14 protein-coding genes and 1 tRNA gene are annotated in these 14,603 nt (G+C 27.7%); 10 read left to right on the forward strand and 5 right to left on the reverse strand.

The window, feature by feature from the left end; translation table 11 throughout:
* The first annotated feature begins 7 nt into the window (after positions 1-7).
* From GOM42_RS01615 to GOM42_RS01630, 4 genes are all read left to right on the forward strand, one after another.
* Positions 8-1,291, forward strand: coding sequence for a glycosyltransferase (locus tag GOM42_RS01615; protein WP_061414326.1), 1,284 nt, complete (start codon positions 8-10; stop codon positions 1,289-1,291).
* Positions 1,292-1,309: 18 nt separating this feature from the next.
* Positions 1,310-2,545 (forward strand): glycosyltransferase, encoded by a 1,236-nt coding sequence (locus GOM42_RS01620; protein WP_003476155.1) that lies wholly within the window; start codon positions 1,310-1,312, stop codon positions 2,543-2,545.
* 13 nt (positions 2,546-2,558) lie between these two features.
* Positions 2,559-3,740 (forward strand): ABC transporter ATP-binding protein, encoded by a 1,182-nt coding sequence (locus GOM42_RS01625; protein ID WP_025648473.1) that lies wholly within the window; start codon positions 2,559-2,561, stop codon positions 3,738-3,740.
* A gap of 114 nt (positions 3,741-3,854) precedes the next feature.
* Positions 3,855-5,288: a glycosyltransferase gene (locus GOM42_RS01630; protein WP_110016438.1), complete on the forward strand. Its 1,434-nt coding sequence runs from the start codon at positions 3,855-3,857 to the stop codon at positions 5,286-5,288.
* 135 nt (positions 5,289-5,423) lie between these two features.
* Here the strand turns inward: GOM42_RS01630 and GOM42_RS01635 are convergent, their stop codons facing one another.
* Entirely contained in the window at positions 5,424-6,077 is a 654-nt protein-coding gene (locus GOM42_RS01635; RefSeq protein ID WP_025648471.1) for an HAD family phosphatase, read from the reverse strand.
* 82 nt (positions 6,078-6,159) lie between these two features.
* Complete coding sequence (locus GOM42_RS01640) at positions 6,160-7,509, reverse strand: [Fe-Fe] hydrogenase large subunit C-terminal domain-containing protein (RefSeq protein ID WP_003473104.1); 1,350 nt, start codon at positions 7,507-7,509, stop codon at positions 6,160-6,162.
* A 138-nt stretch (positions 7,510-7,647) separates the two neighbouring features.
* Between GOM42_RS01640 and GOM42_RS01645 the strand changes: the two genes are divergently transcribed.
* The gene (locus GOM42_RS01645; protein ID WP_003453473.1) at positions 7,648-7,794 is read left to right on the forward strand and encodes a hypothetical protein; all 147 of its coding nucleotides are present in this window, start codon (positions 7,648-7,650) and stop codon (positions 7,792-7,794) included.
* A gap of 175 nt (positions 7,795-7,969) precedes the next feature.
* On the opposite strand, the gene GOM42_RS01650 is transcribed toward GOM42_RS01645, so the two are convergent.
* Positions 7,970-8,045: transfer RNA gene (locus tag GOM42_RS01650), tRNA-Pro, on the reverse strand.
* A 165-nt stretch (positions 8,046-8,210) separates the two neighbouring features.
* Here GOM42_RS01650 and GOM42_RS01655 point away from each other — a divergent pair.
* The 4 genes from GOM42_RS01655 to rsmI all read left to right on the forward strand — a co-directional run bounded on the left by GOM42_RS01655 (position 8,211) and on the right by rsmI (position 11,773).
* Positions 8,211-8,501, forward strand: coding sequence for a hypothetical protein (locus GOM42_RS01655; RefSeq protein WP_042268404.1), 291 nt, complete (start codon positions 8,211-8,213; stop codon positions 8,499-8,501).
* A gap of 184 nt (positions 8,502-8,685) precedes the next feature.
* The gene (locus GOM42_RS01660; protein ID WP_003470217.1) at positions 8,686-9,984 is read left to right on the forward strand and encodes an NlpC/P60 family protein; all 1,299 of its coding nucleotides are present in this window, start codon (positions 8,686-8,688) and stop codon (positions 9,982-9,984) included.
* A gap of 173 nt (positions 9,985-10,157) precedes the next feature.
* Entirely contained in the window at positions 10,158-10,928 is a 771-nt protein-coding gene (locus GOM42_RS01665; protein ID WP_003473109.1) for a tRNA1(Val) (adenine(37)-N6)-methyltransferase, read from the forward strand.
* A 2-nt stretch (positions 10,929-10,930) separates the two neighbouring features.
* Positions 10,931-11,773 (forward strand): 16S rRNA (cytidine(1402)-2'-O)-methyltransferase, encoded by an 843-nt coding sequence (gene rsmI / locus GOM42_RS01670; protein WP_003453470.1) that lies wholly within the window; start codon positions 10,931-10,933, stop codon positions 11,771-11,773.
* Between the two features lie 311 nt (positions 11,774-12,084).
* Here the strand turns inward: rsmI and GOM42_RS01675 are convergent, their stop codons facing one another.
* Positions 12,085-12,324, reverse strand: a complete 240-nt coding sequence (locus GOM42_RS01675) for an AbrB/MazE/SpoVT family DNA-binding domain-containing protein (protein WP_003476163.1) — start codon at positions 12,322-12,324, stop codon at positions 12,085-12,087.
* A 691-nt stretch (positions 12,325-13,015) separates the two neighbouring features.
* Here GOM42_RS01675 and GOM42_RS01680 point away from each other — a divergent pair.
* Positions 13,016-13,615, forward strand: a complete 600-nt coding sequence (locus tag GOM42_RS01680) for a DUF1836 domain-containing protein (RefSeq protein WP_003458091.1) — start codon at positions 13,016-13,018, stop codon at positions 13,613-13,615.
* A gap of 36 nt (positions 13,616-13,651) precedes the next feature.
* Here GOM42_RS01680 and GOM42_RS01685 read toward each other — a convergent pair whose 3' ends face one another.
* Entirely contained in the window at positions 13,652-14,527 is an 876-nt protein-coding gene (locus GOM42_RS01685) for an aldose 1-epimerase family protein (protein WP_004456007.1), read from the reverse strand.
* Positions 14,528-14,603 lie beyond the last annotated feature (76 nt).

Here is a 14,603-nt window from a genome sequence, read left to right on the forward strand (position 1 = left end):
GAATAGTATGAGCGTAGGTAGAATTGCTAGGAGAACAACGGAAGTTCTTAAAGAAGATGGTTTAATAGAAGTTATAAAGAGAGTTTTAAGATATATAAAAAGACGTATTAAAGATAAATTAGATAATAATGCATTAACCTATAGAAAAAATTATGAAGAGGCTAATGCTATATTTCATAAGATATTAAAAAAAGAGAAATTCAAAGCGGTAGTAGTTTTTGATTCAAGAGTTGGATGGAATATTCCTTTATTCCAACGTTCTCAACATATGGCAAATGAGCTTACTGATGATGGATATCTTTATTTCTATAGAACTTCAGAGCAGTTTGATCCGCATGTAAAGACTGTTGAAAAGCTGAAGGATAGACTTTACTTAGTTAACATGGCTAATTTTGCTTTACAAAATGCTATGTTTGATCTTCTTAAGGAGTATAAAGGTCATAAATTCTTATCTCTTTATTCAACAGATGTTTATTTAGATGAGCAATATATTAAAGAGAAATACATTGATAATGGTTTTAAAATAATATATGAATATATAGATGAACTTTCAGATGAAATATCAGGACATTTACCTGATTTTGTATATGATAGACATAAGAATATTATAGAAGATAAGAGTAATATAGCTGTAGGGTCAGCAGATAAGCTTATAGAAGAAATAGAAGAGATTAGAGGAAAAGAAAATGTTGCAATGATAACAAATGGAGTTCAATATGATCATTGGCAATATAGAAGTAATGAGGTTCCAGAAAAATTAAAAGATATAGTAAGCAAAGGTAACCCTATAATAGGATATTTTGGAGCTTTAGCAAAATGGTTTGATTATGAATTACTTAAAAAAGTAGCTAAAGAAAGACCTAATTATGAGATTGTATTAATAGGATTTTTATATGATAACAGCTTTAAAGATAGTAAAATAGATGAACTTGAAAATGTTCATTATTTAGGTATTGTTGATTATAAGGAATTAAATCAATATTCTCAATACTTCACAATATCAACTATACCATTTTTATTAAATGATATAACTGAGTCTACAAGTCCAGTTAAACTTTTTGAATATATGGCAATGGGGCATCCTATAGTTACTACTGATATGAGAGAATGCAGAAAGTATAAGTCAGTATTAATAGGAAAAAGCCATGAAGACTTTATAGAAAAACTAGACTTTGCATTAACTCTTGATAAAAAAGATGAGTATTATAACTATCTAAAAGAAGAAGCTCTAGCAAATACTTGGAGAGAAAAGGCAGCTATACTAGATAGATTAATTGAAAAAAACATTTAAGAGTGAGAGGGTAATAGTATGAGTTTAAAAAGAAGTTTAAAAAATTTATTAAGACCTATATTGAAGCCAATGTTGCTTAAATATAGAGAAAAAGGACATGAAGATCAAAAACAAGTATTCTTTGATGAAATAACTGGTGCAATAAAGAATGGAAATTATGATGCTATAGTTATATTTGATGTTTACTTTGGATTTGAGGTTAAAATGTTCCAAAGACCTCAACATATAGCTTTAAACCTAGCTAAGGAAAATGTTTTATATTTTTATAAAGCATCACCTTATGTTGATAAGGATATTAAAACTTACAAGAAGATGGAAGAAAATCTTTATCTAGTTAACACAGATCTATATTGGTTACAAGAGTGTTTAATAGATATAGTATCTCAAAGTGGAGTTCCTGCTTTTGGTCAAATATATTCAACTTCATTTGTTGAATATGACAGTTGGTTAAAGAAATTTACAGATAGAAACTTTAAAATAATATATGAATATGTTGATGATTTATCAGATGATATTGCTGGATTTAAAATATCAGATGAAATTAAAGCAAGTCATAAGAGAATGATTGAAGATACAGAAAAAGTTTATGTGGTAACTACTGCGGATAAGCTTTATCAAGAAGCTAAAGAATTAAGAGGAGAAAATAAATTAGCTCTTGTAACTAATGGAGTTCAATATGAGCATTTTGCTAATATTGATTGCAAAAAGATTCCTGATAAGATGAAAAATATTGTTAATAGTAAGAAAAAGATAATAGGATATTTTGGAGCCTTAGCTAGTTGGTTTGATTATGATTTAATTAAAGAGCTTGCAGAAGAATTTAAGGATGATTATGAAATAGTTCTTATAGGAATAGATTATGATCAATCCTTAGGAAAGAGCGGAATATTAAAATTAGACAATGTTCATTATTTAGGAACTGTTAACTATAATGAACTTCCAACATATTCCAAGTTCTTTAATGTTTCTATAATTCCTTTTGTGGTAAATGAAATAACAGAAGCTACTTCACCAGTAAAATTATTTGAATATATGGCTTTAGGTAAGCCTATAGTTACAACAGCTTTACCAGAGTGTAGAAAATATGAATCACCTTTAGTAAGTGATTCACATGAAGATTTCATAAATAACATTAAGAAAGCCGCTGAGTTAGAGAATTCTAAGGAATATATAGAATTACTTAGAAAAGAAGGTAATCAAAATACTTGGAGACAAAAGGCAAAGGACATTAAGGAGCTTATACTAAACTCTTAATGGGGGAGAAATCATGGAAAAGGCAATAGAAGTAAAAAATCTTTGTAAAAATTACAGAGTTTATGATTCAAAATCAAGTAGAATAAGAAACATAATAAATCCTTTTGCAAAAAAAGAAGTTAAAGAGTTTAAAGCCTTAACTGATGTTTCTTTTCATGTAAATAAGGGTGAAATAGTAGGTATCATTGGAAATAATGGTGCTGGTAAATCTACTTTATTAAAAATATTAACAGGAGTTTCATTTCCATCATCAGGAGAAGTTAATGTTAATGGAAGAGTATCTTCTCTTTTAGAATTAGGAACTGGTTTTAATCCAGAGCTTACTGGAGAAGAAAATATATATTTTAATGGAAGTCTCATGGGATTAACTCAAGATGAAATTGATAAGGTAAAGGATAATATTATAGAGTTTGCTGATATTGGAGAATTTATAAATCAACCAGTAAAAAGTTACTCAAGTGGTATGTATGCTAGATTAGCCTTTGCCGTTGCTATAAATATTAATCCAGATATACTTATTGTAGATGAGATATTATCCGTTGGAGATGTTGGATTCCAAAAAAAATGTATGGATAAGTTTAATGAATTTAAAGAGGCTGGTAAAACAGTTCTTTATGTATCACATGGCCTTGAAACTGTTCAAACCTTCTGTGAAAGAGCTATATGGCTTGAAAAAGGAAGAGTAGTTGATATTGGACCATCCTTTGATATAGTTGAAAAATATTATGATAAACTTATGAAAAGTGATGACGAGGAAGAGCTTGAAACAGGAAAGTTTGTTGAGCTTATCAATGTGGAAATATTAGATGATAAAAAAGTTTATAAAAAGGGCGAATCTATAGAATTTTTAGTTGAATATGAGGTGTTTAATCCATCAGTTAAAAATGCTGGTATTACTATTGAAATGAGAAAGGCATACAGAGAGCCTTGTGAGTATAGAAATGCAGATCAGTTTATATTCTCAGTAAATAGTAATGTTGATGAATTCACTATACCTTGGAAAAAGGGAAGAAATAAAATTACTTTTAAAATTGACTCTCTAGATGTTAAGGAAGGAATTTATTATTTAGATGCTATATTTTCAGAAAGCCAAAATCTTGTTGCTTTAGAAACACAAGAAGACGTAGTTTCATTTGAGGTTAAAAATGAAGGAGAGTCTGAAGGTTTTGTATTCTTAGATTCTACATGGACATAAAAAATAGAGGATATGACCATAGTTTATATGGCTTATATCCTCTTTTGTGTACTAATTATGTGAAAAGATGTTAATAATGAAAAATATTAAAGTCTTTTGATAAGGAGAATTCTTATGAGTAATATTTTTGAAGTTATGTTAAAAAAGAATATTGGAGATTTTACATATGAAGAGAAAAGGGAATTAAATAACTGGCTTATAGAAAATTTAAAACTTAAAGAACTTATATATTCTGGATTAGAACTTACTAAAGTTATTAATGAGGATGGGGAAGAAACAGCATACTATGATAATAAAATAACCGAAGAAGATATTTTATCAGGAAATTTCAATGAATTATGTTCTAAGACATCTAAATATATAGATGATGCTATAAGCTCAATATTATTTGAGGGACAATTTAATTGTTTTTATGAAAAGATTAAAAGCATATTGGAATTAGAAGACTTTGATGAAATTATTGTTTTTCATGCTTCCTTTGGATGGAATATAGAAATGAAGCAAAGACCTCAACATTTAGCAGAGGCATTAAGTAAAAAGAAAGTACTATATATATATAGAAGCGATGTAAAAAATGATAACATTTATTCAATTAAAAAGATAAAGGACAATTTATATGTTCTTAATTTAGATATGTATAGTTTAAATGTGGCATTTTTTGAGGCAATAAAATCAATTAATAAGCCTAAATTTGTACATGTTTATGCTACATGTTTAAACTCAGTTGATTACGAAAAGATAAAAACATATATGGATAAAGGCTTTAAAGTCATATATGATTTTGTAGACGAGTTATCTAGTGAAATAAGTGGATATAACATAACTTCTAAAATGATAGAGGATCATGAAAAACTCTTGAGAGATAAAGAAAATGTATTAGTTGTTTCAACTGCAAAAAAATTAAAAGATATTGCAAATAAATTTAGGGGAGAAAATGAAAATAATATTTTAGCTCCTAATGCTGTTAATTTAGAAGACTTTAAAAATCATGGAAATGAAATAGGTGAAAAAATTCAGCCTATAGTTAATAAGAGAAAGCCTATAATAGGTTATTATGGAGCTTTAGCTAAGTGGTTTGATTATAAATTAATTGAGCAATTAGCAAAGGAAAGAGAAGATTACGAAATAGTTTTAATAGGAATGGATTATGATGGGTCTTATGATCAAAGTAATCTAAAATATTATTCAAATATATCTTATCTTGGTATGATTGATTATAAAGATTTAATAAACTATTCAAGATATTTTGATGTATGTATTGTACCTTTTATAAAAAATGATATAACTGATTCTACATCACCATTAAAAATATTTGAGTATATGGCTTTAGAAAAGCCCATAGTAACTACTGATATAAATGAGTGTAAAAATTATGAATCTTGTTTGATTTCAAAGGATTATGATGAATTTATAAGAAATATTGATAAGGCATTAAAGCTAGAAGTAGATAACAAAGAATATTTTAATATCTTAAGAAGAGAAGCTGAAGAAAATACCTGGGATAATAGAGCTGAATTAATAAAAGAGGCTATTAAAAACCTAGAATAAAATAGATTTTACAAAAAAACTCAATTTAAAACATTACTAAGTTTTAAATTGAGTTTTTATTATTATAACTACATAAGTAATTTATCTTTTTATTATGTAGTTTAATTTTTATAGTTTTATTATGTAAGTATAATATTAATTTACAAGTAAATCATTAAATGAATCTATGTATTCATGTACAATTTCTTTAATTTGTGATTTTTCTTCTTTAGAAACAGTATGTTCTTCTACGGCAAAAACTTTCATTCCAGCACTAAGAGCTCCTTTAACTGCTGGTAAGATATCTTCAAAGACTGCACACTCTTTAGGCTCTAAGCCTAATCTTTCAGCAGCTAACAAGTAAACATCAGGAAAATCCTTTCCTCTAGGTACTTCACCTGTTATTGTTATTGAATCAAATAAATGAAAGATATTATTTGATTTTAAGCAAACTTCTAGTAAAGGATAAGAGTTACTAGTAGCTAATCCTATTTTTATGTTAGATTCTTTTAATTGCTCAAGAAATTCTCTTGCACCAGGTTTAAGTTTGATATTATTTTTATACTCTACATAGGCCATATCATGCCAAGTTTTCATTATTTCTTCTTCTGAACTTGCTATATTAAATCTTTTCTTAAAATATTTAGCAACTTCTTTGAAGCCTAAATGAGTGATTTCTTCTTTAAGGTTTTTAGGAACTTCAAGACCAAGATCAGTTAGGTAATCAGAATCTATTTTAGCCCATACTCCCATTGAATCAACTAAAGTTCCATCTAAATCAAAGATTACACCTTTTATATTGCTAAGCATTGTTGCCTCACCCCCAATACAGTTTAACATATAAATTATATAGAAGGTAAGGTTAAATATTAAGCTTATAAGTAAATATGTTTTAGAATTCTCTTTCAAAAATAGATATTTTTTCTTTATCCTCAAAAGATTTTAATGAATTTATTCCTAATCTCAATAGGACTTCATCCATAGTATGGCTATGAGTAGCAACTTTTATTGGCGAATTATAAGCAACTTCATCAACGTGTTTTTTACCTATGCTAGGATCTACTATTCTTTTAGGACCACCAACGCATCCTCCAACACATCCCATACCTTCAATAAAGTTTGCTTTTAATTCACCAGATTGAACTTTATTTAAGAGTTCTTTACATTCTTTAACTCCATTAGCTTGAACTGCCTTAAATATCTTAGCTTTATCAGGATAGAGTTCTTTAACCACATCATTTATGGCCTCTGATACCCCTCCAGTTCGAGCGTAAAGCCTTCCACCTCTAGAGGTGTATTCTATAGAGGGAACACCTTTCATAGATGATGGATCTATTTTTAATGCTTCAAATATACCCTTTAATTCTTCAAAGGTTAAGACATAATCTATAGCACCAACTAAGTCTTTTTCTCTTGCTTCAGCTTTCTTAGCTATACAGGGACCTATAAAAACTACCTTAGCATCTTTATTTAATTTTTTTATTACTCTCCCAGCAGCTATCATAGGTGAAACAGAAGGGGAGACATCCTTTACTAAATCCGTATAACACTTTCTTAACATGGCCACCCACATAGGGCAACAGCAAGATGTTATTAATATATCTCCAGTTTTTTCTACATGATGATTAAATTCAACAGCTTCTTTAATTGAAAGCATATCAGCGGCAAAGGCAACTTCAATCATATCTGAGAAGCCTATTTTTATAAATGCTTCTCTTAGCATATCTAAGGAGACATTTTCACCAAATTGTCCAGCTATAGCAGGAGCTACTGCGGCAATTACAGTCTCATTATTTTTTATTAAATCAATAATAGGAAGAAGTTCAATTCTATCTAAGAAGTGACCACTTTCGCATACCTGAACACATATACCACAATTTTGACATAGATTTGGATCTATATATTTACTATTATCTATAGGATCAGTCAGTATTGCATCAAAGGGACAAAGGCTTTGACATTTACCTTTACTTTCTTTTGAACAGTTTTTTGTACATACAGAAACTTTATCAACTATATTTTTTTTGATTTTGTGTGTTGTTATAGCTTTTCTTATGTCATAAGCAATATTATCTGAGTTTTTATCTATATCAACTCCACATAGGGATGAAAGAACATCAATAGCATCTTCTTTACTATTAAAATTATTTTTTACTATATCATTTAATTTTTCATCAAAGTTATCTTCTGAATAATATGAAGAGATAAGTTCTTTAAATAAAGAGTCATACTTTTTATTCATAATAGATCGATCCTCCTACAATCATTTTAATAAAATTATTATGTACAAAAATTCAAATTGTATTAGTGGAGTGTATAAATTTTTATGTTTTGGAAAGTATTTTAAGTAGATACTAATTTAAAAAGAGGGAGATATACAATGAAATATATTATATTAACTGGGATATTAGCACTTATATGGATGTTTTATATGGCTTTATTTACTGCAGCCGCAAAGGAAGATAGGTACTTTGAAGAAGAATTTGCAAAGAGTATTAAAGAAGAGGGAAATGATAATTTAGAATAAAAAATATGTTTAAGAATATAATTTATTAATAAGATTAAAGTAGATTATATATTTTATATTAAAATTATCTACTAATAAAAATAATACTCCAGTTAAGTCTAAATAGATTTAACTGGAGTATTAATATTAAAATCTTATATAAAATAAAAAAAGGAATTGCTGTTGCAATTCCTTTTGGTCGGGGTGACAGGGATCGAACCTGCGACCTCATGGTCCCAAACCACGCGCGCTCCCATCTGCGCCACACCCCGGCGACATTTATTATTATATGAGAAAATAATAAGGTTGTCAACAAAAAAATAAAAAAAGTTTAAAAAATTAAAAAATATTATATTCTACTTAAAATATATTATATTTCTGTGAGGATGTTATAATGTTAAGTAGTAATTTAAAAATTAAAAGATGAGGTGAAACAAATGAAGATAAGTTCAATTGTTATGCTAGCAGCTAGTTTTTTATTAATAGTTGTTGGAATAGTATTATTTGCAAACAAAAAAAGATTTGAAGGAGAAAATCAAGCAGGGAAATATAGTGCTAAGTACATACAAAGCAATGCAATAGGAAATATTTTTATAGGATTTTTAGGAACTATTTTAGGAGTACTTGATAACTTTGTTAATGGAAATTCAATAAAAATAGCTTTCGTAGTTATTATAATAGGTGGGTCAATTGTTCAGAAATTAGTTGGAAATAAAATCTCAAAATAGTATATATATGTAAGAAAAAGTTAAAAAAGTGTAAAAAAAGTGAAAAAATTATATTTATTTAACAAAAAAATGACAAATTTATATTGTTACAAAAAGGTTTCAAATGCTATAATGTATAAGTGTAAAACTTTTAACATAGGGGAGGGATGAGTTCCTATTTTTCATTAAATGGGAGCAAGTAGATATGAAGAAAAAAATAATTTCAACAGTTCTTGCTGCTACAATGACATTTGGAGTAGGACATAGTGTATTCGCAACTCCACTTACAGATGATCAAAAGCAACAAATGGAACAAAGTCAAGATAAATATGCAGATATAAATAGTAAGATAAGAGAGTTAGAAGATAAGATAGATGGGTTATCAGCTAAAATAGAACCTTTATTTTTCCAAGTAGAAAAAAATAAAGAAGAAATATCTAAAACAGAGGAATCAATTTCAACAGTTAAAGTTCAAATTGAGGAATCAAAGAAGAAAATAGAAAAACAACAAGAAGTTTTAGGTCAAAGAATAAGAGCAACATATAAAAGTGGTGGACAAGCAAACTACTTAACTGCTTTATTAGATTCTAATGGAATTGGTGACTTCTTATCAAGAGTACAAGCTATAAGCAAAGTAATGGGTATGGATAAGCAAGTTATTGATGAGTTAACTTCTGAAAAGGAAAAGCTTGATAGCCAAGTTAAAGAATTAGAAGATAAGACTGCCGAATTAAATAAGCTTAATTCAGAAACTCAATCAAAAATAGATGAGTTAAACAAAATGAAAGCTGAGCAAGAAGGTGCTATAAAAGATATGAAAGCTGAGCAAGAAAAAGTTGTTGGCGAATTAGCTCCACTAGAAAGACAGTTAATTGAGCCATGGACTTCTAAAATAAATTCAAATAGTTCAGTAAATGATTTAAATCAAGCTGTGACAGCCTTAAGAGGTTTAAGAAATCAAATAAAAACTCCAGAGGTAGATGCAGAAGCTGTTCAAGCTATAGAAAAAGCTAAAGATTTAATCGAAACTAAAAAAGCAGAAGAAGCAGTAAGTAGCGCACCTAACAGAGGTGGAGATGTTAATTCTGGCGGAAGTTCATCTTCAACTAGTAATGGAAGTTCATCATCAAATAGTGGAAGCACAGTAGCTCCTCCAAGTGAAGGGGCAGCTTCAGCAGTAGTATCATATGCATATCAGTTTATAGGAAGACCATATGTATTTGGTGCAACTGGTCCAGATTCATTTGACTGTTCAGGATTTACTAGTTATGTTTATAGAAATGCAGTAGGTAGAGAAATTACTAGAACTACTTATACACAAATAAATCAAGGTAGACCTGTATCAAGAGATCAGTTACAACCAGGAGATTTAGTATTTACTAATGGTGTAGGACACGTTGGAATATATGTAGGTGGTGGACAAATGATTCACGCTGCTAGACCAGGTGTTGGTGTAATAGTAGGCCCTATATATAATTTCTCATCAGCAAGAAGAATATTATAATTTAAAATATATTTATGCCAAACAGTAGAAATAGCTGTTTGGCATATTTTTTTATAAAAGGTTAAGAATTTTGAGTATATGCTATAATATAGACTATAACAATTAAAGAGACCTTAATTTATTTACTGATTTTACAGGTCTACTGATTACAATAAAGGTGAGTGTGAAGAAGTATGAATAAAACTTTAAAAGAGTTGGATTTAACTTTAGTTAACGAGAATGAAACTCTTGATGATCTACAGTTAGATGGATTACATCTAATTCAGAAAAAAGAAGGGTTTAGATTTGGAGTGGATGCTGTTTTACTAGCTAATTTTGCTAATGTTAACAGAAAACATTCTGTATTAGATTTGTGCACAGGTACAGGAATAATTCCTTTTATTATTTACGGAAAAAAAAATCCTAAAGAAGTAGTTGGAATTGAGATACAAGAAGAATTTGCTGAAATGGCAAATAGAAGTGCAAAGATTAATAATATTCAAGATAAAGTATCTTTTGTATGTGGCGATTTAAAGGATAAAGAGCTTAATAAATCAATGCCTAAATTTGATGTTGTTACAGTAAATCCTCCATATAAGTTAAATAATGCAGGTATTGTAAATCCAGAAGATAAACTTGCTATAGCTAGACATGAGATTATGTGTAATTTAGAGGATGTTATAGCAGCAAGTAGAAGATTTCTAAAGGATAATGGAAGACTTTATATGGTACATAGACCTGAAAGGTTAGCTGATATATTTTGTCTTATGAGAAAATATAAAATAGAACCTAAAAGGGTTAGAATGGTTCATCCTAATACAAAAAAAGCTGCAAACATAGTTTTAGTAGAAGGTCAAAGAGACGGCGGAGCTTTCTTAAAATGGGAAGCACCTTTATATGTGTATAAAGATGAAGGTGGATATAGTGAAGAAATAGATAAGATATATGGAAGGGAGAGTAAATAAAAATGAGTAAAGTTTATTTAGTACCGACTCCAATAGGAAATTTAGGAGATATAACTTTAAGAGCCTTAGAGGTTTTAAAAAATGTTGATTTAATAGCTGCTGAGGATACAAGACAAACTCTTAAGCTTTTAAATCATTTTGAGATTAAAAAGCCTTTAATTAGTTATCATAAGCATAATGAGCAAGGTAAAGGTGAAGAAATACTTAGAAGAGTTAAAGAAGGAACATCAGTTGCTATAGTTAGTGATGCTGGAACTCCAGGAATATCAGATCCAGGAAGTGTAGTTGTTGAGAAATGTATAGAGGAAGGTATAGAATTTGAAGTTTTACCAGGAGCAACAGCTTTTACAACTGCTTTAATATATTCTGGATTAGATACAACTAAATTTATGTTTAAGGGATTTTTCCCAAGAGAAAATAAGGATAAAAGATCTTTTATTGAAGACATAAAGGATAGAACAGAAACAATAATAATATATGAATCACCATATAGAATATTAGATACTATAGATACTTTAAAAGAAGGATTAGGAAATAGGAAAGTAGCTATATGTAGAGAATTAACTAAGCTTCATGAAGAAATATTTAGAGGAACTTTAGAGGAAGCAAAAATTCATTTTGAAGAAAATGCTCCAAAAGGTGAATTTGTTTGTGTAATATCAGGAAAAACAGATAAAGAAATAGAAGAAGAAAATACTTCAAAATGGATTAGTATGTCTATAGAGGAACATATAATACATTATATAGATAATGAAGGAATGAAGAAAAAAGATGCTATAAAACAAGTAGCAAAGGATAGAGGAGTTGCAAAATCAGAAATATATAAATTTTCATTAGATATTTAGGGTTAACATATAAGATTTAAGTATTATAATATTTAATTTAAGATATGTGGTAACTTTTAATAAAATTATATTTTAGCTAAAGGGCATTTTAGCATATATAATTATGCGATTAGGATTAACAAATAAAAAATAGTTTATAATTAAAGAATTATGATTTTAAGAAAATATTTATTAAAATATAGATAATAAAAATAAAGCACTTCATAGGGGATTATGAAGTGCTTTAACACTATAAGGGGATATAGTGTTAAAAATTATTATTGGTTAGGGTTAAAATGTTAATTAATTATTTATATTAAATAAGTTAATTACTATTTTTTTAATTCATCTAAACATTTTTGGCAGATGTTTTTACCTTTGTAGTTAACAACATCTCTAGCATCTCCGCAGAATATACATGCTGGCTCATATTTCTTTAATATGATTTGCTCTCCATCTACATAGATTTCTAAAGCATCCTTTTCTGCTATATCTAATGTTCTTCTTAACTCTATAGGAATAACTATTCTTCCTAATTCGTCTACTCTTCTTACTACACCTGTTGATTTCATTATACTTCCTCCTTGCATTTTACAACTTTCGACAAAACGCATTATAATATTAACAAACTTGTCATATTAAGTCAATATGTTTTGTCAAAAAAAATGTTTGTTTACAATTTTTTTTATTCTCAATCAATTATATATTAAATATACTACCATTTTTTTGAAAAGTCAAGGTAAAGATTAATTTATTTTACATAAATAGACTAATTTTTGTTTGACAAAAAGTTAAAAAAAAGTATAAATATTGATATATTAATATAAATTTATACTTGGAAAATAACAATTAACTTATAAAATATATATTTAAAAATAAAATTGGAAAAAAATAATAAAAATGTCGTATAGAAAATTATTTAATTTATATAATATTCTATGATTAAATTAATATATTGTTTATTATTATTTAAGAAAATAGGGTAAAATATATGAATTTAAAAATTTATAATGAAATATTTACTTTTTAATAAAAAAAATACATTAATAGATAAAATATATTTAAAGTTTTTCAAAAAAATTTGAATATATTTTACTTATATAGTATTAAATATAAAAAACTTTTGTAATAAATATGATTTATTCTATATATTGTTTATAAATTTAAGTTATGTAAAACAAAATAGAGGGTATTAACTTGTAATGTGATTATAAATACTATATAATACATAATAAGGGTTTAAAACGAAATTTGAGGTGTGCTATGGATATTAATAATTTTAATTCTGAACAAATAAAAGTTTTGGCAGAAGAGATGTCAAAAAACAGTATGGTTTCTTATGATGATTTGCCAAAGTATGATTTATTTCTTTCACAGGTTATAGACTATCTAAATGATAAGTTTACGGAAGATAAATTTACTAATAATATAGTGCAAAACTATATTAAAAGTGAGGTAATATCAAAGCCGGAAGATGGGAAAAAACGTGGATATACTAAGGTGCACTTAGCTCAATTGGTTTTATTAAGTTATATGAGACCCCTATTAAAAACCGATGAGATCAAAAAAGTATTTGCTTTAGCATTTAATGATATTAATGATAGAAGCGATGATATAATATCTTGGGAAACGGCTTATAAGATGTTCGGAGAAGTACAAGAAGAGAGCATAAAAAGATTCTTAGAGGTGCCATTAGTTGATAACGATAAAATAGAAGAAATAATACAGGTTTCTGATATAAAAGAAGAAGATAGAGATTGCATAGTGACTTTCCTAACTGTTATGACATTAATAGCACAAGCAAGTGTAGTAAAGAAAGTAGTGCAAAAAATAGTTAATGGATATCATAAAGAAGAAAAATAAAAAAGTTGAAGATAAAGCTTCAACTTTTTTATTTTTTTATTCAAAGAAAGATATATTATAGTTACAATGGAATTCTTTATTAGGCATAAGTGACTGGATTGCAGCTTTATCCTTAAATTCTCCATTAAATCCATCAAAGTCTGCATGTCCAAACCAAGGTTCTATACAGACAAATGGAGCACCAGTATCTTTTGTCCATAATCCTAAGTAAGGGAATTCACCAAAATCAAATTCTAGGTACTTTTTATGATTTTTTGATTTTAATGAAATTTTATTTGATTTTAGATTTTTAAAAACTAAAGCATCATTTTTAAATAAATCAGTAGATAGATTTATTATATTTTCATCCTTTAAATATGGTTTTTCTTCTTTTGAGAAATAACCAGGACCAACTAATTGCATTATGCTTGCATTTTCTTTCTCATTAAATTCGAAGTAGTAATCATCAAATTTATCATTTTCAATAGGACACATAAATGCTGGATGGGCACCAATTGAGAAATACATTTCTTTATTATCTAAATTCTTTACAATATAGTCTATGCTTAAATTTATATCATTTAAAGTGTATTTTATTATAAGTGAAAATTTAAAAGGATAAACTTTTAATGTATCTTCAGAGTATTTTAGTTCAAAAGATATTGAGTTTTTAGTTTGTTCTATCATTTCAAAGTCACGAACTCTAGCTAATCCATGTTGAGGAAGTTCATAAGTAATGCCATCAACTGTGTATTTACCATTAAATACTTTACCAACTATAGGGAAAAGTATTGGAGCATGATATTTCCAATAAGCTTCGTCTCCAGACCATAAAAATTCAGTATTATCTTTTTTTCCCTTTATACTATGTAATTCGCCACCATGATTACTTAAAGAGATTTTTAAGTGTTGATTTTCAAGAGTATAAATCATAATCTCATCCTTTCAGAGTAGTATATTTTAAAATAATTATATCATTAATTCTCTATAGTAAAAAAGCTGAAAAACA

This window comes from Clostridium sp. 16K-1-R1, assembly GCF_023921145.1.
In the GTDB taxonomy this organism is placed as follows: Bacteria; Bacillota; Clostridia; order Clostridiales; family Clostridiaceae; genus Sarcina; species Sarcina perfringens.